This window comes from Sphingobium amiense, from assembly GCF_003967075.1.
GTDB classification, from domain to species: domain Bacteria; phylum Pseudomonadota; class Alphaproteobacteria; order Sphingomonadales; family Sphingomonadaceae; genus Sphingobium; species Sphingobium amiense.
This window is the reverse complement of the sequence record NZ_AP018664.1, coordinates 1,197,231-1,223,966: the sequence shown is the minus strand read 5'-3', so window position 1 is coordinate 1,223,966 and position 26,736 is coordinate 1,197,231. Positions and strand designations below refer to the sequence as shown.

The following is a 26,736-nucleotide window of genomic DNA, read 5'->3' as shown; positions in this document are numbered from 1 at the left end:
TGATCCTCTGGCTGCTCAACCCCCATATCGCCGCATGAGCCACACCCCGCAAGCCGCCATTTACAGCCCCGCGACCGAAATCGACGCGCTGATGCCCGACATCGCTGCGCCCGTCGCGGCGGCCGACTTCCCCCAGACGATCCTGCGCTACCGCAACGACCGCGCGGCGGCTTCGGTCGGGCTGGAGGGATTGAGCGACGAGGACTGGCTGCGCCATTTCGGCCGGTTCGAGCCACTGGAGCGCAACCTGCCGCAGCCGCTGGCGCTGCGCTATCACGGCCACCAGTTCCGCCATTATAATCCGGACATCGGCGACGGACGCGGCTTCCTCTTCGCGCAGTTGCGGGACGGCGCGGGGCGTCTGCTCGACCTCGGCACCAAGGGGTCGGGGCAGACGCCCTACAGCCGTTTCGGCGACGGCCGCCTGACACTGAAGGGCGGCGTGCGGGAAATATTGGCGACGGAGATGCTGGAGGCGCTGGGCGTCAATACGTCCAAGACTTTCTCCCTCATCGAAACCGGCGAAGCGCTGGAGCGCAACGACGAGCCTTCACCCACGCGCGGATCGGTGATGGTGCGGCTCAGCCACTCGCATATCCGCATCGGCAGTTTCCAGCGCGCGGCTTTCCATGACGATAAAGCGCTGCTCGAACGGCTCGTCGATTACGCACTGACGCGGCTCTATGGCGAACAGCCTGGCGAAGACCCCGCAGCGCAACTGCTAGGCCGCGTGGTCGAACGCACGGCCGATCTCGCGGCGAGCTATATGGTGGCGGGCTTCGTCCATGGCGTGCTCAACAGCGACAATATCAACGTCACGGGCGAAAGTTTCGACTATGGCCCGTGGCGCTTCACGCCGCTTTGGGACGCGGGCTTCACCGCCGCCTATTTCGACCATGCGGGCCTCTACGCCTTCGCGCGGCAGGCGGAGGCGATCCACTGGGACGTGGCGCAACTGGCGGTGTCGCTGCGTCCGCTGACGCAAGCGCAGCCGCTCGTCGCGCAACTGGAGCGCTTCCCCGCTCTCTACGCGCAGGCGATGCAGCGCCGCTTCTGCTGGCGGCTGGGTGTCGAGCCGACCGGGGACGCCAGCGCCATGGTCGAGGCAGCCGTGCGCGGCATGGTGGCGACGGGGACGCCGATCGACCGCTTCTTCCTCGACTGGCGCGGCGGCCATACCGCTTCGGGTTATGAGAGTGCGGACTGGTCCGCGTTCAGGGACACCATCGCGGCGTTTACGCCCGTCTCCGGCGCGCGCGATCATGCCTGGTGGGCCGATGCAGCCCCGTGCTCCATGCATATCGAGGAGGTCGAGGCGATCTGGAGCGCCATAGACGAGCGTGACGACTGGCAGCCGCTCCATGCAAAGGTCGCGGCGATCCGGCGCATGGGCGCGGCGCTCGGCCCACCGCCGCCTCTCCCCTGAGCCTCTTCTTTCATTAACCATTTTCCGGCATAGCGGACACAAATGACCGCTCCCCTCACTTCGTTCGAACCCGCTACCGGCGCGCTTCTCTGGCAGGGTCAGTCCGGCGACGCGAATGCGGAGGTGGAGCGTGCCTGCGCCGCGTGGCCGAAATGGGCGGCCCAGCCCATCGCCTACCGGATCGAAACGCTGCGCCGCTTCGTCAATGTCGTGCGCCGCCACGAGGATGCGCTGACGGACCTGATTGCCCGCGAAACCGGCAAGCCTCTGTGGGACGCGCGCGCCGAAGTCGCGGCCGTCATGGGGAAGGTCGACATCAGCGTCGCGGCCTATTCGGAACGCACCGGACAGCGCAGGCTGGAGGCCAATCTCGGCGCGCGGCAGTCGGTCCGGCACAAGCCCCATGGCGTGATGGCGGTGCTCGGACCCTATAATTTCCCCGCGCATCTGCCCAACGGCCACATCGTCCCCGCCCTGCTCGCGGGCAACGCCGTGGTGTTCAAGCCTTCTGAAAAGACGCCAGCCGTGGGCGAGATGCTGGTGAAACTCTATCATGAGGCGGGCGTGCCGACCGATGCCGTGCGGCTGCTGCTCGGCGGGGCCGACGCGGGCAAGGCGCTGGCGGCGCATCCCGATGTGGGCGGTATCCTCTTCACCGGGTCGGCGCAGACAGGCCTTGCCATCAACCGGCAGTTCGCCGGGCAGCCCTCCAAGATCCTCGCGCTGGAAATGGGCGGCAACAATCCCATCGTTGTCTGGGACACGCCCGAAATCCACGCCGCCGCGACCATCGTCGTCCAGTCCGCCTTCATGACCAGCGGACAACGCTGCACGGCGGCGAGCCGCCTGATCGTGCGCGACGGCATCGCTGACCGCCTGATCGCGGAGATCCGGAAGATCGCCGACCGGCTGATCGTCGATCATCCCCATGCCGATCCCACGCCCTATATGGGTCCGGTGATCGACAATGAGATGGCGGACGGCCTGACCGAAAGCTTCCTCTACCTGATGAGCAACGGCGGCAGGCCGATCAAGCATATGGTCCGCCCGCAAAAAGGCCTTCCCTTCGTCAGCCCCGCGATCATCGACGTGACGGATGTGAAGGACCGGCCCGATGTCGAACTGTTCGGCCCGCTGCTCCAGATCATTCGCGTGGCCGATTTCGCGGACGCCATCGGCGAAGCGAACAACAGCCGCTACGGCCTGTCGGCATCTCTGATCGGAGGGACGCCCGAGCAGTATAACCAGTTCTGGTCGAATGTCCGCGCCGGTATCGTCAACTGGAACCGCCCCACCAACGGAGCAACCTCCAACGCACCGTTCGGCGGCGTCGGCATTTCCGGCAATCACCGGCCCAGCGCCTTTTATGCGGCCGACTATTGCGCCTATCCGGTGGTTTCGGCGGAGATCGAAAGTCCGCGCGCCTCCATCGGCGTCGGCCTCAGGGACATCGACGTCAGCGCCATGGGCGAGTGACGGACATTCACCCGTCCAAACATTTCCTTATCCCCGCCATACCCATTCTGAATTGAACCGCAGCCGCACTTTCGCCATGTGACGACCATGGCTTACACCACCCCTGCCACCGTCTTTCTCGTCGGCGCAGGCCCGGGCGACCCGGATCTGCTGACGATCAAGGCCGCGCGCCTGATCGGGCAAGCGGACGTGATCGTGCATGACGGGCTGGTGTCCGCCGAAATTCTGGCGCTCGCGTCGCCCGATGCGGACTATATTTCCGTCGCCAAGCAGCGCAGCCGCCATTCCATGCCGCAGGACGCGATCAACGCGCTGCTCGTCGATCTGGCGCGCGAAGGACGCCGGGTCGTGCGCCTCAAGGGCGGCGATCCCTTCATCTTCGGGCGTGGCGGCGAGGAAATGGAGGCGTGCCGCGCCGCGAGAGTTCCGGTCGAGATCGTGCCCGGCATCAGCGCCGCCATCGGCAGCGCCGCGCAGGCGCAGCTCCCCCTCACGCATCGCGCCGCTTCGAGCGCCGTCAGCTTCGTCGCGGGCCAGTGCAAGGGGCTGACGGATCAGGACTGGTCGGGCCTTGCAGGCAAGGGCCGCACGCTCGTCATCTATATGGGCGTGGCGACCGCGCGCGCCATCGCAGACAAGCTGATCGCCGACGGCGTATCGCCGACGCTTCCCGTCGCGGTGCTGGAAAACGGCACCCGCGCCGACATGCGCACGCTGCGCACCCTGCTCGCCGACCTTGGCGACATGGTGGCGCGGGAGAAGGTCAAAAGCCCCGCCCTGATCGTGGTGGGCGAAGTCGCAGCCTATGCCGACGCGCAGGATGTGCTGGCGGGCTGGATGAAGGAATATGGTTCGGAGATGCGTGCGTGAAGATTTTGACGGGCAATGATCTGGTGAGCGGCGACGTCATCTGGTGGGCGGGCGACGGCTGGTCGCGCCAGGTGAGCGACAGCGTCGACGTGGGCGCGCAGGGCGACGACCTCGCCCGGTCGGAAGAAGCCGCGCTGCGCGTGGTGGGCGCCTATGTCATCGACGCCAGCGTCACCGACGACGGCATTCGCCCCGCCCATATCAAGGACCGCATCCGTGCGCTGGGGCCGACCGTGCGCCCCGACCTGACCCTTAAACCGAACGATGCCGACGCCGGCAACTGGGTGATCTGAACCATGTATCGTTATGACAGCTACGACCAGTCGATGGTGGACATTCGTGTCGAGGAATTTCGCGAACAGGTGCAGCGCCGCCTGACCGGCGCCCTCACCGAAGACCAGTTCAAGCCGCTGCGGCTGATGAACGGCCTCTACCTCCAGTTGCACGCCTATATGCTGCGCGTCGCCATTCCCTATGGCACGCTGTCGGGCAGGCAGTTGCGCAAGCTGGGCGAAATCGCGGCGAAATATGACCGCGGCTACGGCCATTTCACCACACGGCAGAACCTTCAGTATAACTGGATCAAGCTGGCCGACGCGCCTGACATCCTCGCCGAACTGGCGAGCGTGGAGATGCACGCCATCCAGACCAGCGGCAACTGCATCCGCAATATCTCTTCGGACCAATATGCCGGGGTCGCCGCCGACGAACTGACCGATCCCCGCCCCTGGGCCGAACTGCTGCGCCAGTGGTCGAGCTTCCACCCGGAATTCACCTACCTGCCGCGCAAGTTCAAGATTTGCGTGATCGCGGCGGAGGAGGATCGGGCGGCGATGCGGCTGCACGATATCGGATTGAAGCTGGTGGAGCGCGACGGACGGATCGGCGCTGAAGTCTATGCCGGTGGCGGCATGGGGCGCACGCCCATGATCGCGCCGCTTATCAGGGACTTCGTGGGCGAAGACGAGATCATCTCCTATCTCGAAGCCTGCCTGCGCGTCTACAACCGCTACGGCCGCCGCGACAACAAATACAAGGCGCGGATCAAGATCCTCGTCCATGAACTCGGCGTCGAGGAATATAAGCGGCAGGTCGAGGAAGAATATGCGCATATGCGTGATCTGGGTCTTAACCCGCCGGTTGAGGAACTGGCCCGCATCCGCGCCTTCTTCGCGTCGCCCGCTTATGAAACCGGCCTGTCCGAAGAGGTCGATCGCACCGATCCCGCCTTCGCGCTCTGGGTCGACCGGCAGGTCGCCGCGCACAAGGCGCCGGGCTACGCCATCGTCAACATCAGCCTGAAACCGCTGACCGGCATCCCCGGCGACGCTTCGGCGGAGCAGATCGCGGCCATCGCCGATCTCGCCGAACGCTATTCGCTGGATGAGGTCCGGGTAACGCACGCGCAGAACCTCGTCCTGCCCCATGTGAAGAAGGCCGATCTGCCCGCGATATGGCAGGCGCTGGAAGATGTGGGTCTGGCCGAAGCCAATCTCGACCTCATCACCGACATCATCGCCTGTCCCGGCCTCGATTATTGCGCACTCGCCAACGCCCGCTCGATCCCGCTCGCGCAGAAGATCGCGCAGCGCTTCGCCGACGCGGAACGGCAGGCCGAACTGGGCGAACTGAAGCTCAAGATCAGCGGCTGCATCAATGCCTGCGGCCACCATCATGCCGGGCATATCGGCATCCTGGGCGTCGACCGGAAGGGCGTGGAAAATTTCCAGCTCCTGCTCGGTGGCTCCGGCGCGGAGGACGCCGCGCTCGGCCAGATCACCGGCCCCGGCTTTTCCGAGGACGGCGTGGTCGATGCGATCGAGAAGGTGACGGACATCTACCTCGCCCAGCGCGAGCAGGGGGAACGCTTCCTCGACACCTATCGCCGCATCGGCATGAAGCCCTTCAAGGAGGCGATCTATGGTTGAGTTCCTCTCCTTCCGCGACGGTGAAGCCAGTCAGGAACCGGGCGTCACGGTCGAATCCTTCACCGGCCAGTCCAACTCCACCGCCGTCCGCATCGAAGCGGGCGAGGATGCGCGCGAACTGCTGCCCTACCTCGACCGCCTGTCGCTCGTGGAAGTGAACTTCCCGGCCTATGGCGACGGGCGCGGCTATTCCGCCGCCCGCATCCTGCGCGAGGCGGGCTATGCGGGTGAGCTGCGGGCCGTCGGCGACGTGCTGGTCGACCAGATCAACGCCATGCGTCGCTGCGGCTTCGACAGTTTTCATCCCGCCAGACCGCTGGACGACGCTGCCGTCGACCGCGCGCTCAATCGCTACGCCGATGTTTACCAGAAGACCATCGACGGCCGCAGCCCCATCTGGGCCAAGCGGCACCCGGAGACATCAGATGGCTGAACCTGCCCGCCAGATCGACATCATCGACGCTCGCCCCGTCTTCACCCAGGCAGACGCCGACGCGCTCAACGCCCGGTTTGAGGGCGTGGACGCGCTGACGATGCTCAGGGCCGTGTTCGCGGAAAAGCTCGCGGGCAATGTCGGCGTCGTCTCTTCCTTCGGCACAGAAAGCGCGGTGCTGCTCGATCTGATCGCGAAAGCCGATCCGACCGTGCCGGTGATCTTCGTCGACACGCTCAAGATGTTCGCGGAAACGCTCCATTATCGTGATCTTCTGGTGAAGCGGCTCGGCTTCACCAACAGCAGTGTCGTCGCGCCCCGGCCCGAAGTGCTGGCGGCGAAGGACGAAACGGGCCTGCGCTGGTCCTACGATCCGGACGGCTGCTGCGACATCCGCAAGGTCGAGCCGATGAAGCGCGCCAAGGACAGCCTCGACGCGTGGATTTCGGGCCGCAAGGCGTTTCAGGCTTCGACCCGCAAGAACCTGCCCCGGTTCGAGGTCGAGGACGGAAAGCTCAAGATCAATCCGCTGGGCGACTGGACCAAGGCCGATCTCGACGCTTATTTCGTCGAGCACGACCTGCCCCGCCATCCGCTCGAAGCGCAGGGCTATCTGTCGATCGGCTGCGAACCCTGCACGTCGAAGGTGCTGCCGGGCGAAGACCCCCGCGCCGGGCGCTGGAGGGGCTGGGACAAGGTGGAATGCGGCATCCATTCGCCGGTTTCCCCGGTGGACAAGCCTGCCGTCGATCCGGACGATCCCGCGAACCTGCCGGTCTTCTGACCGGCGGGCCGCCTCACTCGTAGCTCATATCCTCATAGCCGTCCTCGGCGAGGTCGGAGAAGCGCGTGATCTTCGCGTCGAACTTCATGCGGATGCGCCCGGTCGACCCGTGGCGCTGCTTGGCGACGATGACTTCCGCCTTGCCGTAGATGCGGTCCATATTCTCGCGCCACGCGGCATAGGCGGTTTCGTCCTCGACCTTGGGTTCCTTGGCCGCTTCGTAATAATCCTCGCGGAACACGAACCAGACCATGTCCGCGTCCTGCTCGATCGAGCCGGATTCGCGCAGGTCGGAAAGCTGCGGACGCTTGTCCTCGCGCTGCTCGACCGCGCGGCTGAGCTGGGACAGCGCGAGCACCGGCACATGAAGTTCCTTCGCCAGCGTCTTCAAACCGCGCGAGATTTCGGAAATTTCGTTGACGCGATTCTCGTTGCCGCGCCCGGTGCCCTGAAGCAACTGGAGATAATCGACGACGATGAAGCCGATGTCGTGCCGCCGCTTCAATCGCCGCGCCCGCGTGCGCAGCGCCGCGATGGTGAGGCCGGGCGTATCGTCGATGAACAGCGGCAGTTCCTGCAAGTCCCGCGCCGCGCGGCTCAGATTCTGGAAGTCGGCGCGGCTGATCTTGCCCATGCGCAGCGCCTCGCCGCTGATGCCCGACTGTTCGGCCAGCACGCGCGTCGCGAGCTGATCGGCGGACATTTCAAGGCTGAAAAAGGCCGTCTTCGCGCCCATATTCTTTTCCGGCGGAATGCCGTCCGCATTATCGCGGACCCATCGCGACGCCGCATTATAGGCGATGTTGGTCGCGAGCGAGGTCTTGCCCATGCCCGGACGTCCCGCCAGGATCATCAGGTCCGAATTGTGCAGGCCGCCGATCTTGGCATTGAGGCTGTTGATGCCGGTGGTGATCCCCGAAACATGCCCGCCGCTGTTCAGCGCGCGCTCCGCGACCTGCACCGCCATGGTGGAGGCGGCGAGGAAGCTCTTGACCGATCCGCTCTCGCCCTCGCCCTCCGACACCTTGTAGAGCGCGACTTCCGCCGCCTCGATCTGCTCGCGGGGATTGACGTCCTCGCTCGTATCCATTGCGTTTTCAACCAGTTCGCGGCCAACACTGACAAGCTGCCGCAACAGCGCGAGATCGTAAATCTGGCTGGCGAAGTCTCGCGCACCGATCAGCGCCGCGCCATTGCCGGTCAATTGCGCGAGATAGGCCGCGCCGCCCAATTCCTTGAGCGCCGGGTCCATATCCAGCATCGGCTTCAGCGTCACCGGATTGGCCACCATGTCGCGATCCAGCAGACGCATGATCGCGTCATAGATGCGACCGTGCAGCGGCTCGAAGAAATGTTCGGCCTTGAGCTTGAGCTGAACATCCTCGGCAATACGGTTGTCGATCATGATCGCGCCCAGCAGCGCGGCCTCCGCCTCGACATTGCGCGGCAGTTCGGTGGCCCCGGCGTCGGGCGGCGTGATCTTCAGCAATTCAACCATGCGCCCTCTTTCCTCCCAAGGCTCCGCCTGTGCAAGGGGCAGGTTGGAAACCTTCTGTGGAGGCATCTGTGGATAAGTCGCGCTTGCATTTCCCCGCCCGCCGCCGCACTGACTGATCGCTTCGATTATGGCCGATCCCCGCATCATAGACATTCAGCTCGACCAGCGCACGATCCTGTGGCGCAACGCCGATGTGGAGCAGGAACGGCGGATCGCGATCTTCGATCTGCTGGAGGATAATCATTTCGCGCCGCAGCGCGTCCATGAGGATGGCTATGCCGGTCCCTACAAGGTGCTGCTGCGCGTCGAGGAAGGCCGTCTGGTGATCGAAATCCGGCGGGAGGACGACAGCCCGCTGGAAGCCCTGATCCTCAGCCTCGGGCGCTTCCGCCGCCCGATCCGCGACTATTTCGCCATCTGCGACAGCTATTATCAGGCGATCAGCAATGCGTCGCCGCAGCAGATCGAAACGGTCGACATGGCCCGCCGCGCCATCCACAATGACGCGGCGGAGTTGCTGAAGGAACGGCTGGAAGGAAAGATCGACGTCGATTTCGATACGGCGCGGCGTCTCTTCACGCTCATCTGCGTGCTGCATATCAAGGGATAGGGTCATCGGGGGGTTGAGTTTCGGGGGCATGTTCGTCCGTTTCGGGGCGGGGCTTGCGGCGGTCGCGGTGCTGGCGGCGGCGCTGTGGCTCTACGCGCGCGCTTGGACGCCCGACCGTGCCGAATATCCGACGCAGGGCGTGACGATCGACAGCGGCGACGGTCAGGTCGAATGGGACACGATCGCGGCGCAGGGCGCGGATTTCGCCTATATCCGCGCGACCGACAGCCAGGCTGCGCGCGACCCGGCCTTTGCCGACAACTGGCGCAGGGCGCGGCTGGCCGGGCTGCGCTACGGAGCCTTGGTGGAGTTCAGCCTGTGCCGCCCGCCCGCGGATCAGGGCACGGCCTTCATGACGACCGTGGCGCGCGACAATGCCGCCCTGCCCCCCGCCATCCGCCTCGCCTTCGACCCGCGCTGCACGGCCCGGCCGGGGCGCGACCGCCTGCTTTCGGATCTCAACACGCTGGTGAACCTGATCGAAGGCCATGCGGGCAAGCCGGTCCTCATCAACGTGACGGAGGATTTCAACGAAACCTATCGCATCGGCTCCGGCATCAACCGGACGCTCTGGCTCGACCGCAATTTCTTTCCGCCCGATTATACCGGCGGGCCATGGGTGATGTGGACAGCCAGCGACATGCGGCATATCGACGGCGTTGACGGCCCGGTCCGTTGGAATGTGGTGACGCCCTAATGCCTCATGACGCCCAGATGCAGCAGTTGATCGCCGCCGCGCGCGGGGCGATGACGCATGCTCATGCACCCTACAGCCGCTTTGCGGTCGGCGCAGCGGTACGGCTGACGGACGGCGGCATCGTCACCGGCTGCAATTTCGAGAATGCGAGCTACGGCCTGTCCCTCTGCGCCGAAACCGTCGCGCTCGCCAGCGTCAACGCGCAGGGGCGCCTTGCCGATGTGGAGGCCATCGCGGTCCTCGGCGGGGCGATGGACGGCGGCGCGGAAGCGCTCGTCACGCCGTGCGGCCGCTGCCGCCAGATCATGAACGAGGCGGAGCAGATGGCCGGCCGCGCGCTCGCCATCCACTGCGCCACGCCCGGCGGCGAGCGCATCCTCACCTTCACTCTCGCGCAACTCCTCCCCCACGCCTTCGGCCCCGCCGACCTCGGCATCGGCCCCCAGACAAAGAGCTGACCATCCATGTCCATCCTTTCCGACAAGTGGATTCGCGAACAGGCGCAGACGACCGGCATGATCGAGCCGTTCGTCGAAAACCAGAAGCGGGACGGCTGCATCAGCTACGGTCTCTCTTCCTACGGCTATGACGCGCGCGTGGCGGACGAGTTCAAGATCTTCACCAATGTCGACAGCGCGGTGGTGGACCCCAAGGATTTCGCCGCCAACAGCTTCGTCGACCGCAAGACCGATGTCTGCATCATCCCGCCCAACAGCTTCGCCCTTGCCCGCACGGTCGAATATTTCCGCGTGCCGCGCGACGTGCTGGTCATCTGCCTCGGCAAATCCACCTATGCCCGCTGCGGCATCATCGTGAACGTGACGCCGCTGGAGCCGGGCTGGGAAGGCCATGTGACGCTGGAATTTTCCAACACCACGCCCCTCCCCGCCAAGATCTACGCCAATGAAGGCGCCTGTCAGTTCCTCTTCCTCAATGGCAACGAGCCATGCGAAGTCAGCTATGCCGACCGGGCGGGCAAATATATGGGGCAGCAGGGCGTCACGCTGCCACGGCTCTAGCGTCCTCTACGTCGATTGGCGGCAAATGGCGGCAGCTTCGTTGACACAGGATAAGGCGGCTGGGGGGCCGCGCCGTAAAGGAACGGGCATGCGCATGCGGCTGGCCGCGGCGGGGCTGGCTCTCGCCATCAGCCTTCTCTTCACATCGCCTGCCAGCGCCACTCCGGCGTCACCCGATCCGCAACTGCAACAACGCCACCGCTTCGACATACACGTCCAGCCGCTGAACGAGGGGCTGCGACTGCTGGCAATGCAGTCAGGCGTGCGCATCCTCTTTTCCTACGATGTCGCCGCGTCGATCCGGGGACGCCGGGTCGAAGGTTTCATGTCGACCGAAGAAGCGCTCAGGCGCCTGTTACAGGGAACGGAACTCAAATATTCGCGGGCGGGCGTGGGCGTGCTGGCGATGCATTATCGCCAGCCGGCCTCCTGCGCCGCCCTTTCCGCCGCAGCGTCCGCGGCGTCGCCCGCCATCAGGGATTCAACCGTCGCCATGAGGCGCGGATCGGCGGACGCCGCCTGCCGGTAATCGCTCGTCTGCGCCGCGCCCGGCAGCGCCTGCTCGACGCGCCAGTCCTGCCCGTCGCGGCAGGCGACACCCGCCACCGCCCCGTCGAAGGTCCGGCACCAGCCGCCGCCTTTTCGACGAAAACTCAGGCCCATGCGGATCGCCGCCCCGTCCTGCGCCGACGCAAGCTGCCGGTCGAGCGCGTCAGCAAGCGGACCCTGCGCCACCATGACGCCATCCCGGACGCCGATGGGACCGGCCTCCCCGCCCGACATCCGGCCGATGCCAAGGCCCAGCACCAGACTGGCCGCAATCGCGCCGCCCATCGCCCATCCCGCCATCCGCCGCTTTGGACGGATTATGGGCGTCACCGTCGCCGCCTCTTCGAGCAAAGCCTGCAGGCGGGGCGGCACCGGCTCCTGCGCGACGGGCGCATAATGGGCCGATAGCTGCTCGCGCAACCGCCTATGGTCGGCCAGACGCGCGGCCAGTGCCGGGTCGTCCGCGACCGCCCGTTCCACCCGGCGGCGATTCACCTCGTCCAGTTCGCCATCGACCAGCGCGATCAGCATGGCTTCGTCGATCCCGCTCATGCCGCTTCTCCCATCATCGCGATCAGCGCCCCGCGCCCGCGCACCAGCCGGGACGTCAGCGTTCCCATCGGAATGTCCAGCACCGCAGCCGCCTCCTTGTAGGAAAGCCCTTCCACCAGCACCAGCGCGACCGCCTCCCGCTGTTCGTCGGGCAGCGCCTGCATCGCCCGGTCCACATCGGACAGCGTCACCAGCGCCTCGATCCGGTCGTGACCGGCGTCGCCGACATGCTCGCCCGCCTCCTCCGGCGCGAAGGTCCGCCCGGCCCGCTGCCGCGCCCTTGCCTCGTCGATCCACAAATTGCGCATGATCCGATACATCCAGCTATCGAGACGGGTTCCCGGCTGCCACTGGTCGCGCGCGCGCAGCGCCTTTTCGACCGTCGCCTGACACAGATCGTCGCCATCGGCGCGATCCCGCGACAGGCTGAGCGCGAAGCGCCGCAGCCGGGGCAATATCGCCAGCATGTCGCGTTCGAAAGACAATGCCGTCTCCGTCCAATCCTCGTTCCATGGATGAAACGCGCGGGCGCAGCCGTTTCATCCCGGACAATCAACTCCGATGGACATTTTTCTGCAATGGATCATTTTGACCGCGAAAGGACCGGCGATCACCCGATGAAATGGACACGTCCCTGGATGGCCGCCGGGCTGCTGCTCGTCGGTCCCGGCGCGCAGGCGCAATTGCTCCCCGGCGGCGGGATCGGCGACGCCGGGCGCATCGTCCCGGGCGTGATCGACCGGCTGGAAGAGGGCGTGGACGGCGCGGCGCTCGACCGGCTCTCTCCCACCCGGCTCGTCCGGCAACTCGCCGCCGCCCGGACGGCGCGGATCGACGCACTGGTGCGCGCGCATGGCGACCGGGTCGAGCTGGACGACCGGCGCGAACCCGCGCGGCGCGGCGTCATCCTGCTGACCGGAGCCAGCGAGGCGTCCTCGCGCGGCCTGCGGGCGGCCGGTTACGATATTACGCAAGAGGCGGTGGAAGGCATCGACCTGCCGATCCTGCGCCTCAGCGTGCCCACCGGCCGCAATCTGGCCAAGGCGTTGCGCGAAGTGCGTGCGCTCGCCCCCGAAGCGCAGGCGAGCGCCGACAATCTCTATTTCGCGAGCGGTCGGGCGGCCGCCGAAGGCAGCGCGCCGCTCGCCGCCAACCCGGTCGGCGGGAAGGCCGTGGGCCTGATCGACGGCGGCGTCGCGCGGCACCCTTCGCTCACGGGCGGCGTGGAGCAGCGCGGCTTTGCCGAAGGCGCGCCCCGCGCCAGCGCCCATGGCACCGCCGTCGCATCGCTCATCAGCGGCAACGGGGCGATCCGGGGGGCCGCGCCCGGCGCTTCGCTGCTGGTCGCCGATGTCTATGGCAACGATCCGGCGGGCGGCGGCGCGTTCGCCATCGTGCGCGCGCTGGGATGGATGACGGCGCGCGGCGTCAGGGTCGTGACGGTCAGCCTTGTCGGGCCAGCCAACCCACTGCTCGAAGGTGCGATCCGGCTGGCGCGGGAAAAGGGCGTCACGGTGGTGGCGGCGGTCGGCAATGACGGTCCCGCCGCCCCGCCCTCCTATCCGGCGTCCTACAGCAGCGTGCTGGCGGTAACGGGCATCGACGGCAGGGGACGAACGCTTCCCGAAGCGGGCCGTGCGCTCCATGTCGATTTCGCCGCACCGGGCGCCGACATGCGCGCCGCAGGCCTGAGCGGCGGCGCGGACAAGGTGCGCGGAACCAGTTTCGCCGCGCCGCTGGTGGCGGGCCGCCTGTTCCTGCGCGGCAGCCGGGACGCGCTGGCCGCCGAAGCGGACCGGCGCGGGAAACCGCCCGTTGTCTGCGGAAATTGCAGAAATATTGATTGAATAACAATGATTTGAAATTTTTTATCTCGTCCGGGATGAAAAATGCGACCTCCCCCGTTTTGCCTTCATCGCATCGAGAAACACCAAGGAGATGAGCGATGAAAGCGAAGTTTCTGATTGCCGCAACCGTTATTGCAATGACCGGCGTTGCTCCCGCTTCGGCCCAGTTGCTGGGTGGCAGCGGTGGCCTTGGCGGCACCGTTGGCGGCGCTCTGGGCGGTGGCGGCAGCGGCATGCTGGGCGGCACGCTCGGCGGCTCTGGCACCCTCGACCGCAGCGTCGATCTGGATCGTGGCAGTGTCCGCGCCAGCGGCTCCAAGCAGGCCCGTGGAGCGGGCGAAGCGTCGGTGACGCGCAATGGCCGCACCCGCAGCGCTTCGGGTTCGGCTGAAGGTTCGGCCAGCGGAAGCCTCGGGGTGGACGCCGTTGGCCTGAACGACGCACGCGGCGCTGTTGCCGGTGCGCAGGACAGGGTCGGCAGCGCCCGTGATCGCGTCACCGACACTGCCGGGGCAGCGCGGGATCGGGCAGTCCGCACGGCGGAAGCAGCCCGCGAACGGACTAGCTCGACCGCTTCGTCCGTCAGGGATCGCGCCGGAAACGCAGCCGCGAATGCCACCGGCGCCGTGGACAATGCCGCCTCGGTGAACGCCAGCGGCGAGATTTCGGGCAGCGGCCAGGGTTCGGCATCGACCGGCTCTGCTGCCCCGGCTCAGGCGAACTGACCCCCCTCACAGGAGATCAGGCCGGGCGGGCAAGTTGCGCCCCGCCCGGCCCCTCCGCCGCCTGAAACGGGAAGGCCGGCGATCCCTGCGGATCGTCGGCCTTATCCTTATGCTCCGATTTTGCGAGGCGTATCAGGCTACGGCTTCGACCATCGCCCGCGCCCGTTCCGTCGCGGTGCGCGTGTCGCCCGCCAGCTTCTTGACCTCGGTCGCAACGACCGCGAAGCCGCGTCCGGCCTCCCCCGCCCGTGCCGCCTCGATGGCGGCGTTGAGCGCCAGCAGATTGGTCTGGTTGGCGATCAGGCCGATCCCGTCCACGATCTCCACCAGCCCGTCGACCATCGCCCGCAGCTCCGCGCGCAGCATCTTCGAAGCGGTGATGTCGGCCGCAATCTTGAGGATGCGCTGCACCTTTCCGTCCGCATCGAACACGGGATTGTAGGTCGCCTGCAACCAGACGTCGCGTCCGTGCTTGGTGATGCGGCGATATTCGCCCCCGTCATGCACCCCGCGCGCCAGCTTCTTCCAGAATGCCGCATAGTCGGGCGATTCAGCGTCGCCCTTGTGGCAGAACAGCCGGTGATGACGCCCGGCGATGTCCTCCAGTGCATATCCCGTCAGGTTGAGAAACAGGTCGTTGGCCCACAGGATCGTTCCGTCTGGGGCGAACTCAATGACGGCCTGCGACTTGCAGATCGCGTCCCACGCGGCGTCCGGACTATGATAGCTTGCTTGGCCCACACAAAACTCCTTTCCCTCCGTTTAGGAAGGATTGGTAAACGAGCCATTAGCATAAAGCCGCGCTATTCCGCCGTTTTCCGGAAATGCGACGAACCGAAAATGGCCGGCCCGTCATCGGGGCCGGCCATCGCAGGGCTGAATTTTTTCGGGAAGGATCAGGCGACCTTGGCCTGCGGTTCCGCCACCTCGTCCGGATCGCGCAGCACATAGCCGCGGCCCCAGACGGTCTCGATATAATTGTCCCCACCGCATGCCAGCGCCAGCTTCTTGCGCAGCTTGCAGATGAACACGTCGATGATCTTGAGTTCCGGCTCGTCCATCCCGCCATAGAGGTGGTTGAGGAACATTTCCTTGGTCAGCGTCGTGCCCTTGCGCAGCGAGAGAAGCTCCAGCATCGCATATTCCTTGCCGGTCAGGTGCACGCGGTTGCTGTCGACCTCGACCGTCTTGGCGTCCAGATTGACCGACAGCTTGCCGGTGCGGATGACCGACTGCGAATGGCCCTTGGACCGGCGCACGACCGCATGGATACGGGCGATCAGTTCCTCGCGATGGAACGGCTTGGTGACATAATCGTCCGCGCCGAAGCCGAAGGAGCGGACCTTGCTGTCCATCTCGCTGATGCCGGACAGGATCAGCACCGGCGTCTGCACCTTGGCCGCCCGCAGCTTTTTCAGCACGTCATAGCCGTGCATGTCGGGCAGGTTCAGGTCCAGACAGATGATGTCATAGTCATAGAGCTTGCCGAGGTCCAAACCCTCTTCGCCCAGATCCGTGGTATAGACGTTGAAGCCTTCGGTCGTGAGCATAAGCTCGATCGCCTTGGCAGTCGTCGGTTCGTCCTCAATCAGCAGCACGCGCATATGAAGCCCCTTGGTGTCGCGGTCCGTTCACCCCACCAGAACGGTTTCGCATCGCAATCATTAACCAAAAAACTTCTGAAGGACAAAGGTTAATTTTTCCCTAACCCGCAGGAATCCACGAGTCGGTTGATTTTGAATCATATTTCAACGGCATAGCCTCGAAAAAAGGCAGGTAGAGTCAAGGTCAATTCGCCTGTGAAACGAGATTTTGCCCCTGTCCGGACAACTTCCTTTTAGACCAAAGTCTTAAAGAAAATCGCCGTCCCGATAAGCTTTTTCAGCAACCATGATGACGCGCGATGAAATCGAGCAGCGCTTCCACCCGCGCGGGACGCAGGCGCGAGGGTGGCGTCACCAGATGCAGCCCCACCGGCGGCGGCACCCAGTCGGTCAGCACTTCCTCCAGCTCGCCCGACGCCAGTGCATCGCCGACGATGAAGTCGGGCAGGCGGGCAATCCCCACACCCTCCCTCAGCGCAGGCAGCATCGCTTCTCCGCTGTTGACCGTGATCCGGCTGCGCACCTGCACCGTCACCGTCTGCTGGCCCGGCCCGGCGAAGCGCCAGACATCGGGCGTCGCGACGTTCGAGTAACAGAGGCAGTCATGCATGCCGAGGTCGGATGGGTGCTGCGGCCTGCCCCGTTCCGCCAGATAGGCGGGCGATGCCACCACATGCATGGTCACATCGCTCAGCCGCCGCGCGCGCAGCGAACTGTCGGGCATCTCCGCGATGCGGATCGTGGCGTCGAGGCCCATTTCGATGATGTCGATCCGCGCATCGGACAGATGCAGGTCGATGTCCACCAGCGGATGCGCCTTGGTGAACTGCGCCACCAGCGGCGCGATGCGCAGCAGCCCGAACGTCATCGGCGCGCCCAGCCGCACCACGCCCGACAGTTCCGCCGTCTCGTCGCGCGCCGCTTCCTCCGCCGCCTGGCCTTCCGCAAGGATGCGTTGCGCATGATCGACCAGCCGCCGCCCGCTTTCGGTCAGCGCCAGACGGCGGCTCGTCCGGTTGAAGAGGCTGGTGTCGAGATGTTCCTCCAGCCGGGTCACGGCCTTGGAGACGGTCGCCTTGGACACGCTCAGCGCCTTGGCCGCGTCGGTGAAGCTGCGATGCTCGACCACGGCGGCGAACATCGCCCATGCTTCGAAATCAGGTAAGCGCATCGGAAACAATCCGTTTCAAAACTGCCGGTTTATGAAACGATACTGACGACTAGATTGGAGGAAATCAAGCGCGGGACGAACCCTCCCGCCCGAAAAGGCACAGACCATGACCACCACCACGCAAAACCGGATCGAGCGCCGCCCGTTCGCGTCGCTGGGGCGTGCGGACCATGGCTGGCTCAACGCCCGCCACCATTTCTCCTTCGCCGACTATTATGACGAAGACCGCATGGGCTGGGGCGCGATCCGCGTCTGGAACGATGATGAGATCGCCCCGCGCTCGGGCTTTCCGCCGCACCCGCATGCCGACATGGAGATCATCACCTATGTCCGCACCGGGGCGATCACGCATCAGGACAGCCTGGGCAATCGCGGACGCACCGCTGCGGGCGACGTTCAGGTGATGTCGGCGGGCACCGGCATCCGCCACGCCGAATATAATCTGGAGGAGGAGAAGACCACGCTCTTCCAGATCTGGATCATGCCGTCGACGCGCGGCGGGCAGCCGAGCTGGGGCGCCAAGCCCTTCCCGGCGGGCGACCGTTCGGGCAGGCTGGTGGTGCTGGCCAGCGGCTATGACGAAGACCGAGACGCGCTGCGCATCCGCGCAGATGCCCGCCTGCTGGGCGGCACGATCAGGGCTGGCGAGAGCGTCACCTATGACAGCGCGGCGGGCCGCCACCTTTATATGGTGCCCGCGACAGGCCGCATCGACATCGACGGCCAGATCTTCGAAGCGCGTGACGGCGCGGCGATCATCGGCGGTTCCCCCGTGACGATCACGGCGCTGGAGGATGCGGAGGTCGTGCTCGTCGACAGCCTATGACCCTGTGGCTCGCCGCCGCTCCCATGGCGGTCGAGCCACGGCCGCCCGCGCATCCCCCCTTCCTCCGCGCGGGCGGCCTCCTTTTCCCCGAATAAGCATTGCCCATCCAAGGAGACATCACGATGGCTAAGGTTCTGGTTCTCTATTACTCCTCCTACGGCCATATCGAGGCCATGGCGAAGGCCGTCGCAGAAGGCGCGGCATCGGCGGGCGCTCAGGTCGACATCAGACGCGTGCCCGAAACCGCGCCGCTGGAAGTCGCGAAAAACGCCCATTTCAAGCTGGATCAGGAAGCGCCGGTCGCCACCGTCGCCGATCTTGCCGACTATGACGCGATCATCGTGGGCACCGGCACGCGCTTTGGCCGCATGTCGAGCCAGATGGCGGCCTTCCTCGACCAGGCGGGCGGCCTCTGGGCGCGCGGCGCGCTCAACGGCAAGGTCGGCGGCGCCTTCACCTCCACCGCGTCCCAGCATGGCGGGCAGGAAACGACGCTCTTTTCGATCATCACCAACCTGCTGCATTTCGGCATGGTGATCGTCGGCCTCGACTATGGCCACACCGAACAGATGGGCGTGGACAAGGTGCGCGGCGGCGCGCCCTATGGCGCGACCACCATCGCGGACGGCGACGGCAGCCGCCAGCCTGCTGCGGAAGAACTGGAAGGCGCGCGCTATCAGGGCCGCCGCATTGCCGAAACCGCGATCAAACTGCACGGCTGATCGTCAATATGGGCGGCTCGACGGACGCGCTGCGCCGCCCATATCCTATCGCACGAGGCCCGTCTAAAATCGCACCGTCACCCCCCGCTTTGCGTAAGGAAAGATCGGGAGACGGAAATTAAATGTCAAAACTTGCGGGAAATATGCGAAGTTAAGCGAAAGCGGCGTCAGGCGACCAGCGCCTCGACAAGCGCCTTGACCTTCTTCTGCCGCCATTGCGGCAAGGGAGCGATCAGCCAGTAGCCGAGCGATGTCGGCGTGGCGTCGCCCACCTGCCTCACCCGCCCGCCCGCAATGTCCGCCTGCGCCAGCAACAGCGGCACGCAGGCGCGGCCGAACCCGCTCGCCGCCGCCTCGATGGCAAGGCCTGCGTCGGCCACGCGGATCGTCGCGGGCCTGTCTTCCGCCGGACATCCGGGCCAGTCGACCCGCTGATCGGGACCGCCCGCCGCCGCTTCGACTGTCACATAGGCAGCCTCGCCGATCCGCACGCCCTCATGCTCTCCCGCCCCGTCAGCCAGCCGCACGGCGAGGTCCAGATTGGCCTCGGTGAAATCGAGCGCCTCGTCCGCGGCGATCAACTGGAAGCTCAGCTCCGGCTGGCTCGCGGCATAGGAGGCAAGGCGCGGCTGGAGCCATTTCGCGGTGATGTCGCGCGGTGCTGCAATGGTCAGCGCATGGCTCGACTGCCCCGCCTGCATGGCGCGCACCGCTTCCTCGAACTCCAGGAACCCGGCGCGCAGAGCATCCAGCCCCGCCTCCGTCTCCGGCGTCAGTTCCAGCCCCTTGGGCGTGCGGCGGAACAGCACCACGCCCAGCATATCCTCCAGCGCGCGGATCTGCTGCCCCACGGCAGCAGGCGTCACCGCCAGCTCGTCCGCCGCGCGGGTGAAGGACAGGTGGCGCGCCGCCGCGTCCAGCACGCGCAGGCCATTGAGCGGCAAATGGGTGCGCTTCATTCGGCCACCGCCGGGGCGATCAGGGCGAAATGGGGAATGGCGACCTCGAACGTCTCGCCATCCGCGCCGATCATGCGATATGCCCCCTTCATGGAGCCGGTCGGCGTATTGAGCGGACAGCCCGAAACATAGTCATAGCTTTTCCCCGGCTGCACCACCGGCTGTTCCCCCACCACGCCATCGCCATCCACCCGATGCTGCGCGCCGCGCCCGTCGGTGATGACCCAGTGGCGGGTCAGCAACTGCACCGGCTGGTCGCCCACATTCTCGATACGGATATGATAGGCCCAGAACCATCGGCCCCGGTCCGGCTCCGACTGTTCCGGCAGGAAAGTGACCGCGACATGGACTATGACGTCCCGCGTGGTCGCATGAAAGGGGAAGAGCGCGTTCACGGCGTCAGAAATGCGCTGCAAACCCCTCGCCCGTCAACGCCCTATCGCCTTGAGCGCCTGATCGAGATCGGCGATCACGTCATCGGGATCTTCCAGCCCGACATTGAGGCGCAGCATATCCTCGGTGATGCCGACTTCCAGCCGCGCCGCTTCCGCCATGCCATAATGGGTGGTGGACGCCGGGTGCGTCATCAGAGACCGCGAATCGCCGATATTGTTGCTGATATCGACCAGTTGCAGCGCGTTGAGCAGACCATGCGCCTCCGCCCGTCCGCCGCCGGTGTAGAGCGAGAAAATCGGCCCGGCCATTGCCATCTGCTTCATGGCAAGGGCGTGCTGCGGATGGCTCTCCAGCCCCGGATAGAGCACCTTTGGCAGCCGCGTTTCGAGGAAGGCGGCGACCTTGAGCGCATTCTCGCTCTGGCGGCGGATGCGCAGGTCCAGCGTCTCCAGCCCCTTCAGCACCACCCACGCATTGAACGCCGACAGCGTCGGCCCGGTGTTGCGGTGGAAGGGCAGCAGCACATTGTCGATCCAGTCCCGCGTGCCGCACACCGCGCCCGCGAGCACCCTGCCCTGCCCGTCCATCATCTTGGTCGCGCTATAGGCGACGACATCGGCACCGAACTCCATCGGCCGCTGCAGGGCGGGCGAAGCGAAGGCATTGTCCACCACGGTCGTGATGCCCCGCGCCCTGGCGATGGCGCACACGGCGGCGATGTCCACCACATCCATGGTTGGATTGGCGGGCGTTTCGAAGAAGAAGACCTTGGTATTGGACTTTGCCGCCGCTTCCCACGCATCGGTATCGCGCGCGTCGATGGTCGTCGTCTCGATCCCGAACTTCGGCAGCAGCGTATCGGTCAGCCAGCGGCAGGAGCCGAACGCCGCCTTCGCCGCCACCACATGATCGCCCGCCGACAACTGGCACAGCAGAGCCGCCGTCATCGCCGCCATGCCCGTCGCCGTGGCGCGGCAGGCTTCGGCGCCTTCCAGCAGGGCGATGCGCTGCTCCAGCATCTCGACGGTCGGGTTCTGGAGGCGGCTGTAGGTCATGCCGACCTGCTCGCCCGCAAAGCGCGCGGCGGCGTCCTCCGCGCGGTCGTAGCTGTAGCCGCTCGTCAGGAAGAGGGCTTCGGACGTCTCGCCAAACTCGCTGCGCGCCGTGCCGCCGCGCACCGCGAGGGTCGCCGGCTTCCAGTTCTTCGTGATCTCCCGATCCTGCCCGCTCTTCCGCTTCATATCGCTTTCCGCATATCCATCGTCACGCGCGGCGTCCCGCCGCCCAGTATCTCGGCCATCTGGCTCCTGTCGCCATTACCGCCCGACAGGATTACCGCAACCCGCTTGCCGCGCATCGCCTCTTTTTCCTGCATCGCCGCTGCAAGCGCCACAGCCCCCGCGCCTTCGGCAAGGTTATGCGTGTCCTCCCAATAGGCGCGGATGGCGTCGGCCACTTCATCGTCCGTCACCGCCACGAAGCGGTCGGCCCGCGGCCCGAAATAGTCGAGCGCCGCCTGCACCGGCGTGCACACCGCCACCCCATCTGCAAAGGTGTGCGCCGTAGGGCTGGAGATCAGCCGCCCGGCCTCGAAACTGCGCTTGGCGGCATCGGCATGCGCGGACACGACGCCGACGATCTTCGTCTTAAGGCCCAGCGCATAGCGCGCCGCAATCGTGCCGCACAGCCCGGACCCGCAACCCACGGGCACATAGACGGTGTCGATGTCCGCAACCGCCTCGAACAGTTCGAGACCGTAGCTGGCGACGCCCCGCACCAGTTCGTCATGATAGGGCGGCACCATGTGCAGCCCCTGCTCCGCTGACAGGCGCATGGCTTCCGCCTTGGCGCTGTCGAAATCATGGCCATGTTCGATCAGCGTCGCGCCGAACGCCCGCATCGCCGCATTCTTCTCCCGCGCATTGCCATGGGGCACAACGATGGTGACGGTGAGGCCCGCCGCTTTGGCCGCGCGCGCCTGCGCCTGTCCGTGGTTGCCGCGCGTCGCGGTGATGATCCCTCCGACTTCGGGGTGAGTGCGGCGCAGCCAGTCGATATAGGTGATGGCCCCGCGCACCTTGAAGGCGCCGGTCGGCACATGATTTTCATGCTTGACCCAAATGTCGCATCCGGTGCGCTGCGCCAGCAGAGGCCAGGCATATTGCGGCGACGGCGGAACCTGCGCATGCACCATGGCAGCGGCGGAGCGAAGGGAAGCGAGGGAAAAGTCGGTCATCCTGCGCCATTACCCGCCCGGTCGCCGGAGCGACAAGGACCGATGGCGCGCGACTGGCCTTCGTTAGGCGGCGGCGCGATCCCCCGCGCGCGGCAGCAGCGGGTGCAGATGCGCCTCCTCCCACGCCATGCGATCCATCAGCGCATTCTGCAATTCGATCACGGCTCGGCGATACCCCGCCCAGTCCTCCTCCACCTGCGCCGGTGTCCAGCGTTTGAGATGTTCGCTGTAACGCAGGAAAAGCGACACCACGGCACGGCCATGCTCGCAAGCGGTCTGGAGATCGCGCGTCGGCGTCTCGCTCCGCCGCATGGCGTTCACCGCAGCGTCCTCGCGGGCCATGTGGCTGCGGAACAGTTGCGAAAATTCGATCCGGCGCCGGGCGATGTCCGGCATATCCCGGCGGTCGAGCGCCTGAACGAAATCCCGCATGATGGTGCGGAGAGCGCCATGATCCTGCGCCAGTTGATGTTTCATGAAATGCGACCCCTTTTGATCCCTAGATCGGGGGAATCGCTTTCCAAATTCCTAATTTTTTGAAGAATCAGGAGAATTTAAAGCGATGCCAGCACGGCATCGCCCATTTCGACGGTCGAAAGCGATCCGCCAAGATCCGGCGAACGCGCCCCTGACGCCAGAGCGCGCGCCACCGCCGCCTCGATCCGGTCGGCATGATCGGACAGGCCCAGCGAATAGCGCAGCATCATCGCGGCCGACAGGATGGTCGCCAGCGGGTTGGCCTTGCCCTGCCCCGCAATGTCGGGGGCAGAGCCATGGATCGGCTCATACAGCCCCTGATTGCTGTCGTTGAGCGTCGCCGACGCCAGCATGCCGATGGACCCGACGCACATGCTCGCCTGATCGGACAGGATGTCTCCGAACAGATTGCCGGTGACGATGACGTCGAACTGGCCGGGGTTGCGCACAAGCTGCATGGCGGCGTTGTCGACATACATGTGGCTCAGCGCCACATCGGGATATTCCGCCGCAACCGCAATCACCACGTCGCGCCAGAGCTGGCTCGTTTCGAGCACATTTGCCTTGTCGACCGAACAGAGCGTGCCGCGCCGCGCCCGCGCCGCCTGAAACCCTGCATGGGCGATGCGGCGCACCTCCGCCTCGTTATAGGACATGACGTCATAGCCTTCGCGAAGGCCGTCGGCGGTGGTGCGGAAACCCTTTTCGCCGAAATAGACGTCGCCGTTGGTTTCCCGAACGATCAGCAGGTCGATGGCGGCCGCCACTTCCGGCCGCAGCGCCGATTCGCCGGCCAGTTCGGGGAACACCTTCGCCGGGCGCAGGTTGGAGAAGAGACCCAGCTCCTTCCGCAGCCCCAGAATCGCCTGTTCGGGACGCAGATGCCGTTCCAGCCCATCGCAATCGGGGTCGCCCACAGCGCCAAACAGGATCGCATCGGCGCGCCGCGCGATGGCGAGCGTCTCGGGTGGCAGAGGATGCCCCACAGCCTTATAGGCCGCGCCGCCGACCAGACCTTCCTCATAGGCGAGGCCGTCGATCCCCAGCGCGTCGAGCACGCGCTTTGCCTGCGTCACGATCTCGGGGCCGATGCCGTCTCCGGGAAAAAGGGCGATGAGCATGGCGGAACTCCTTTTATTGCGTGCCCGCCCCTTATGGAGACAGAGGCTTTCACGCAACCGCCCTTTTGAGGCGCTGGACCAGTCGCTCGCGCCCGGCCAGCACATCGGCGCGGCGGTCGGTCAGGATCGAGCGTTCGAGGAAGAAGCCGGTCAGGCGCAGTCCGTCGATAATCTGGTCCCAGTCGCCCATGCCCCCTTCCAGCAGAAAGGGCGGGAGCGGCAGAAGGCGGCTTTCGTAACCCAGCGCCCCGGCACGGCTGACCGCGGCGGCGCTGCGCGGGCTGACGAAGGCGAGGTCGACTGCCTCCCCCGTCGCCGCGCAGCGCGTCAGATCGAGGCCAAAGCCCATTTCCGCCAGCAGCAGCATCTCATATCGCACCAGCGCCGCAGCCCATCCGCGTGCGGCGGGCGCGGCTTCCACTGCATCGAGCAGGCCGGACAGCGCCTGATGAAGCGCCGGGTGCGGCGTTCCCTCCGACAGCGCCACCGCCGTCAGCGCGCAACTCCATTCGATTGCGGCCGCGGGAAGCGGCTCGCCATGGAGGGGCGCGCGGCTATGCGCCAGTTCCACCGTCAGGCCCGCAAGCTGATCGTCCGTCCGCGCCCGAAATTCCGCCATAACCACATTGCCCGGCAGCAGCACGGGTCGCGCAGCCCGTGACCGCCCGCCGCGCACATAGCCGGGCAGCAGCCCGTGACCGGGCGTCAGCAGCCGCGCAATCGCGCCATACTCGCCATGCTGGCGCACGGCGCAGATGATGGCGGAAGTGGCGAGCGACGGCATGCATCAAGGCATAGAGCGATCGTCCGCCCGGCGATAGGCGCCAGCGCTCTCACGCGGTGACAGCCGGAGCCTTTCACCCGTGGAAATAGTCGTAGACCTGCTGCGCCACCGCCTTCGATACGCCGGGCGCGCGTTGCAGGTCTTCCAGCGCGGCGTCGCGCACTGCCCGCGCGGTGCCGAAATGCATCAGCAGCGCCTTCTTGCGGGCGGGGCCGATGCCCGGCACTTCATCCAGCGACGACACGGTGATCGCCTTGCTGCGCTTCGCCCGATGCGCGCCGATGGCGAAACGGTGCGCCTCATCACGCAGGCGCTGGAGGTAGAAGAGGACGGGGTGGTTCAACGGGAAGGTGATTTCCCGCCCGTCCATCAGGTGAAACACCTCGCGCCCCTCGCGTCCGTGATGCGGTCCCTTGGCGACGCCGATCATGGTGACGTCCTCGATCCCCATTTCCTCCAGCATCGTGCGGGCGGCAGACAATTGTCCCTTGCCCCCGTCGATCAGGACGAGGTCTGGCCATTCGCCGCTCTCGCGGTCGGGATCTTCCTTCTGGGCGCGACCGAAGCGGCGCTCGAACATCTCGCGCATCATGGCGAAGTCGTCGTTCGACGTTTCAGGATTCTTCATGTTGAATTTGCGGTAAGCGCTCTTGCGGAAGCCCTCCGGCCCGGCGACGACCATCGCGCCGAGCGCATGCGCGCCCTGAATATGGCTGTTATCGTAGATTTCTATCCGGTCGGGCACGCCCTCAAGCCCGAAGGTCTCGACCAGCTCATCCATGATCCGGCCCTGACTGGTCGTTTCTGCGAGCCGCCGGTCGAGCGCCTCCACTGCGTTGCGCTGCGCCTGTTTGATGAGGCGGGTGCGCTCGCCGCGCTGGGGCACTTCGATCCGGACTCGGCTGCCGACACGCTCCGTCAGCGCCTGCGCCATCAGTTCGCACTCGGCCGGTTCGCGGTCGGCAAGGATCAGCCTGGGCGGCGGCACTTCCTCGTAGAATTGCGCCATGAAGCTCTCCAGCACTTCCTCCGTCGCGACTTCTGCCGTGTGCACGGGGAAGAAGCTGCGATGCCCCCAGTTCTGGCCGCCGCGAATGAAGAAGGCCTGGATGCACATCGCGCCGCCTTTCTCCGCCAGCGCGAAGATGTCGGCGTCGCCCAGCCCCTCCGCATTGATCGCCTGACTGCCCTGAATGAAGGTCAGCGCCTTGAGCCGGTCGCGGATCACCGCCGCCTGCTCGAAGTCCATGGCGTCCGAAGCCTGCTGCATCGCCGCGCCGAGCTTCTTCTGCACGGCGGTCGACTTGCCGCCGAGGAAGTCCTGTGCATCACGCACCAGCTCGGCATAGCCCGCTTCGTCGATGCGGGCGACGCAGGGAGCCGAACAGCGCTTGATCTGGTAGAGCAGGCACGGCCGCGAGCGGTTGGCGAAGAAGCTGTCGGTGCAGGACCGCAGCAGGAACAGCTTCTGCAACGCGTTGATCGTCCGCGTCACCGACCCGGCGCTGGCGAACGGGCCGTAATAGCGGCCCTTCGCCTTGCGCGCGCCGCGATGCTTCTGGACGCGCGGAAAGGCGTGATCCTCCCGCAGCAGAATGAAAGGGAAGCTCTTGTCGTCGCGCAGCAGCACATTGTAGGGCGGGCGGTAGCGTTTGATGAGCTGCGCCTCCAGCAGCAGCGCTTCGGCTTCGCTGTTGGTGGTGACGATGGTCATGCTGCGCGTCTGTGCGACCATGCGCTGAAGCCGCTTGGGCAGGCGGTCGACCTGCGTGTAACTGGCGACCCGGTTCCTGAGCGCCCGCGCCTTTCCCACATAGAGCACATCGCCGCGCGCATCCTGCATGCGATAGACGCCGGGGCGCACCGGCAGCGTCTTGAGCACCAAGCGGATCGCCGCCACGCCGGCGTCTATATCCGGCTGGCTGCCCGTGACGGTGTAGGTGGCCTTGTCTTCGTTAAAACGGTCGGGAGATTGCGGGCCGGACATGGATGTCAGATAGCGCCGCCGCGCAGTTTGGCAATGGCA

The 26,736-nt window shown here is 65.9% G+C and carries 30 protein-coding genes; 16 read left to right on the top strand and 14 right to left on the bottom strand.

Annotated elements, in window-relative coordinates; genetic code table 11:
- Positions 1 to 34: 34 nt before the first annotated feature.
- The 7 genes from SAMIE_RS05825 to SAMIE_RS05795 all read left to right on the top strand — a co-directional run bounded on the left by SAMIE_RS05825 (position 35) and on the right by SAMIE_RS05795 (position 6,917).
- Positions 35 to 1,426, top strand: coding sequence for a protein adenylyltransferase SelO family protein (locus SAMIE_RS05825; protein ID WP_066699104.1), 1,392 nt, complete (start codon positions 35 to 37; stop codon positions 1,424 to 1,426).
- Between the two features lie 42 nt (positions 1,427 to 1,468).
- A complete protein-coding gene (gene astD, locus SAMIE_RS05820) occupies positions 1,469 to 2,902 on the top strand; it encodes a succinylglutamate-semialdehyde dehydrogenase (RefSeq protein ID WP_066699100.1) in 1,434 nt (477 codons plus the stop codon).
- Positions 2,903 to 2,989: 87 nt separating this feature from the next.
- On the top strand, positions 2,990 to 3,772 hold the full coding sequence (gene cobA / locus SAMIE_RS05815; protein WP_066699096.1) for a uroporphyrinogen-III C-methyltransferase: 783 nt from the start codon (positions 2,990 to 2,992) through the stop codon (positions 3,770 to 3,772).
- Complete coding sequence (locus SAMIE_RS05810) at positions 3,769 to 4,065, top strand: DUF2849 domain-containing protein (RefSeq protein ID WP_066699092.1); 297 nt, start codon at positions 3,769 to 3,771, stop codon at positions 4,063 to 4,065. The genes cobA and SAMIE_RS05810 overlap by 4 nt, the downstream gene beginning before the upstream one ends.
- A gap of 3 nt (positions 4,066 to 4,068) precedes the next feature.
- Positions 4,069 to 5,700 (top strand): nitrite/sulfite reductase, encoded by a 1,632-nt coding sequence (locus tag SAMIE_RS05805; protein WP_066699089.1) that lies wholly within the window; start codon positions 4,069 to 4,071, stop codon positions 5,698 to 5,700.
- Positions 5,693 to 6,133 carry a DUF934 domain-containing protein gene (locus SAMIE_RS05800; RefSeq protein WP_066699087.1) on the top strand — a complete coding sequence of 147 codons (441 nt, stop codon included), beginning with the start codon at positions 5,693 to 5,695 and terminating at the stop codon, positions 6,131 to 6,133. Before SAMIE_RS05805 ends, SAMIE_RS05800 begins: the two co-directional genes overlap by 8 nt.
- A complete protein-coding gene (locus SAMIE_RS05795; RefSeq protein WP_066699081.1) occupies positions 6,126 to 6,917 on the top strand; it encodes a phosphoadenylyl-sulfate reductase in 792 nt (263 codons plus the stop codon). The genes SAMIE_RS05800 and SAMIE_RS05795 overlap by 8 nt, the downstream gene beginning before the upstream one ends.
- 13 nt (positions 6,918 to 6,930) lie before the next feature.
- On the opposite strand, the gene SAMIE_RS05790 is transcribed toward SAMIE_RS05795, so the two are convergent.
- The gene (locus SAMIE_RS05790) at positions 6,931 to 8,415 is read right to left on the bottom strand and encodes a replicative DNA helicase (RefSeq protein ID WP_066699079.1); all 1,485 of its coding nucleotides are present in this window, start codon (positions 8,413 to 8,415) and stop codon (positions 6,931 to 6,933) included.
- Positions 8,416 to 8,542: 127 nt separating this feature from the next.
- Here SAMIE_RS05790 and SAMIE_RS05785 point away from each other — a divergent pair, with 127 nt between their 5' ends.
- From SAMIE_RS05785 to SAMIE_RS05765, 5 genes are all read left to right on the top strand, one after another.
- The gene (locus tag SAMIE_RS05785) at positions 8,543 to 9,025 is read left to right on the top strand and encodes a UPF0262 family protein (protein WP_066699078.1); all 483 of its coding nucleotides are present in this window, start codon (positions 8,543 to 8,545) and stop codon (positions 9,023 to 9,025) included.
- A gap of 28 nt (positions 9,026 to 9,053) precedes the next feature.
- Positions 9,054 to 9,722, top strand: a complete 669-nt coding sequence (locus tag SAMIE_RS05780) for a GH25 family lysozyme (RefSeq protein ID WP_066699076.1) — start codon at positions 9,054 to 9,056, stop codon at positions 9,720 to 9,722.
- Complete coding sequence (locus SAMIE_RS05775; protein ID WP_066699075.1) at positions 9,722 to 10,180, top strand: cytidine deaminase; 459 nt, start codon at positions 9,722 to 9,724, stop codon at positions 10,178 to 10,180. The genes SAMIE_RS05780 and SAMIE_RS05775 overlap by 1 nt, the downstream gene beginning before the upstream one ends.
- Before the next feature lie 6 nt (positions 10,181 to 10,186).
- Positions 10,187 to 10,741: a dCTP deaminase gene (dcd, locus tag SAMIE_RS05770; RefSeq protein WP_066699072.1), complete on the top strand. Its 555-nt coding sequence runs from the start codon at positions 10,187 to 10,189 to the stop codon at positions 10,739 to 10,741.
- An 88-nt stretch (positions 10,742 to 10,829) separates the two neighbouring features.
- On the top strand, positions 10,830 to 11,270 hold the full coding sequence (locus SAMIE_RS05765; RefSeq protein WP_126516757.1) for an STN domain-containing protein: 441 nt from the start codon (positions 10,830 to 10,832) through the stop codon (positions 11,268 to 11,270).
- Here SAMIE_RS05765 and SAMIE_RS05760 read toward each other — a convergent pair.
- Together SAMIE_RS05760 and SAMIE_RS05755 are read right to left on the bottom strand one after the other, a co-directional pair.
- Complete coding sequence (locus tag SAMIE_RS05760) at positions 11,153 to 11,842, bottom strand: anti-sigma factor family protein (RefSeq protein ID WP_066699069.1); 690 nt, start codon at positions 11,840 to 11,842, stop codon at positions 11,153 to 11,155. The genes SAMIE_RS05765 and SAMIE_RS05760 overlap by 118 nt on opposite strands.
- A complete protein-coding gene (locus tag SAMIE_RS05755; protein WP_066699066.1) occupies positions 11,839 to 12,327 on the bottom strand; it encodes an RNA polymerase sigma factor in 489 nt (162 codons plus the stop codon). The genes SAMIE_RS05760 and SAMIE_RS05755 overlap by 4 nt, the downstream gene beginning before the upstream one ends.
- A 93-nt stretch (positions 12,328 to 12,420) precedes the next feature.
- Here SAMIE_RS05755 and SAMIE_RS05750 point away from each other — a divergent pair, with 93 nt between their 5' ends.
- Together SAMIE_RS05750 and SAMIE_RS05745 are read left to right on the top strand one after the other, a co-directional pair.
- Positions 12,421 to 13,689, top strand: coding sequence for a S8 family serine peptidase (locus SAMIE_RS05750; protein WP_066699056.1), 1,269 nt, complete (start codon positions 12,421 to 12,423; stop codon positions 13,687 to 13,689).
- Positions 13,690 to 13,787: 98 nt separating this feature from the next.
- Positions 13,788 to 14,414, top strand: a complete 627-nt coding sequence (locus SAMIE_RS05745) for a hypothetical protein (RefSeq protein WP_066699054.1) — start codon at positions 13,788 to 13,790, stop codon at positions 14,412 to 14,414.
- A 132-nt stretch (positions 14,415 to 14,546) separates the two neighbouring features.
- On the opposite strand, the gene SAMIE_RS23965 is transcribed toward SAMIE_RS05745, so the two are convergent.
- The 3 genes from SAMIE_RS23965 to SAMIE_RS05730 form a co-directional block, all read right to left on the bottom strand.
- Positions 14,547 to 15,155 (bottom strand): methyl-accepting chemotaxis protein, encoded by a 609-nt coding sequence (locus SAMIE_RS23965; protein ID WP_066699052.1) that lies wholly within the window; start codon positions 15,153 to 15,155, stop codon positions 14,547 to 14,549.
- Positions 15,156 to 15,310: 155 nt separating this feature from the next.
- The gene (gene ctrA, locus SAMIE_RS05735) at positions 15,311 to 16,018 is read right to left on the bottom strand and encodes a response regulator transcription factor CtrA (RefSeq protein ID WP_066699050.1); all 708 of its coding nucleotides are present in this window, start codon (positions 16,016 to 16,018) and stop codon (positions 15,311 to 15,313) included.
- A gap of 277 nt (positions 16,019 to 16,295) precedes the next feature.
- Positions 16,296 to 17,189, bottom strand: a complete 894-nt coding sequence (locus SAMIE_RS05730; protein ID WP_066699044.1) for a LysR family transcriptional regulator — start codon at positions 17,187 to 17,189, stop codon at positions 16,296 to 16,298.
- A 106-nt stretch (positions 17,190 to 17,295) separates the two neighbouring features.
- Between SAMIE_RS05730 and SAMIE_RS05725 the strand changes: the two genes are divergently transcribed.
- Both SAMIE_RS05725 and wrbA read left to right on the top strand, forming a co-directional pair.
- The gene (locus SAMIE_RS05725) at positions 17,296 to 18,015 is read left to right on the top strand and encodes a pirin family protein (protein ID WP_066699040.1); all 720 of its coding nucleotides are present in this window, start codon (positions 17,296 to 17,298) and stop codon (positions 18,013 to 18,015) included.
- A gap of 122 nt (positions 18,016 to 18,137) precedes the next feature.
- A complete protein-coding gene (wrbA, locus tag SAMIE_RS05720; RefSeq protein ID WP_066699520.1) occupies positions 18,138 to 18,737 on the top strand; it encodes an NAD(P)H:quinone oxidoreductase in 600 nt (199 codons plus the stop codon).
- 167 nt (positions 18,738 to 18,904) lie between these two features.
- Here wrbA and SAMIE_RS05715 read toward each other — a convergent pair whose 3' ends face one another.
- The 8 genes from SAMIE_RS05715 to uvrC form a co-directional block, all read right to left on the bottom strand.
- A complete protein-coding gene (locus tag SAMIE_RS05715) occupies positions 18,905 to 19,696 on the bottom strand; it encodes a LysR family transcriptional regulator (RefSeq protein ID WP_066699523.1) in 792 nt (263 codons plus the stop codon).
- Complete coding sequence (gene apaG, locus SAMIE_RS05710; RefSeq protein WP_066699768.1) at positions 19,693 to 20,091, bottom strand: Co2+/Mg2+ efflux protein ApaG; 399 nt, start codon at positions 20,089 to 20,091, stop codon at positions 19,693 to 19,695. The genes SAMIE_RS05715 and apaG overlap by 4 nt, the downstream gene beginning before the upstream one ends.
- Positions 20,092 to 20,124: 33 nt before the next feature.
- Positions 20,125 to 21,333, bottom strand: coding sequence for a trans-sulfuration enzyme family protein (locus tag SAMIE_RS05705; RefSeq protein ID WP_066699530.1), 1,209 nt, complete (start codon positions 21,331 to 21,333; stop codon positions 20,125 to 20,127).
- On the bottom strand, positions 21,330 to 22,328 hold the full coding sequence (locus tag SAMIE_RS05700) for a threonine dehydratase (protein WP_066699533.1): 999 nt from the start codon (positions 22,326 to 22,328) through the stop codon (positions 21,330 to 21,332). Before SAMIE_RS05700 ends, SAMIE_RS05705 begins: the two co-directional genes overlap by 4 nt.
- A gap of 63 nt (positions 22,329 to 22,391) precedes the next feature.
- A complete protein-coding gene (locus SAMIE_RS05695) occupies positions 22,392 to 22,805 on the bottom strand; it encodes a hemerythrin domain-containing protein (protein WP_066699536.1) in 414 nt (137 codons plus the stop codon).
- A gap of 77 nt (positions 22,806 to 22,882) precedes the next feature.
- Positions 22,883 to 23,926 (bottom strand): 3-isopropylmalate dehydrogenase, encoded by a 1,044-nt coding sequence (gene leuB, locus SAMIE_RS05690; protein WP_066699540.1) that lies wholly within the window; start codon positions 23,924 to 23,926, stop codon positions 22,883 to 22,885.
- Between the two features lie 49 nt (positions 23,927 to 23,975).
- Positions 23,976 to 24,710, bottom strand: coding sequence for a DNA repair protein RecO (recO, locus tag SAMIE_RS05685; RefSeq protein WP_066699543.1), 735 nt, complete (start codon positions 24,708 to 24,710; stop codon positions 23,976 to 23,978).
- A 73-nt stretch (positions 24,711 to 24,783) separates the two neighbouring features.
- A complete protein-coding gene (uvrC, locus tag SAMIE_RS05680) occupies positions 24,784 to 26,697 on the bottom strand; it encodes an excinuclease ABC subunit UvrC (RefSeq protein WP_066699546.1) in 1,914 nt (637 codons plus the stop codon).
- Between the last annotated feature and the right edge of the window lie 39 nt (positions 26,698 to 26,736).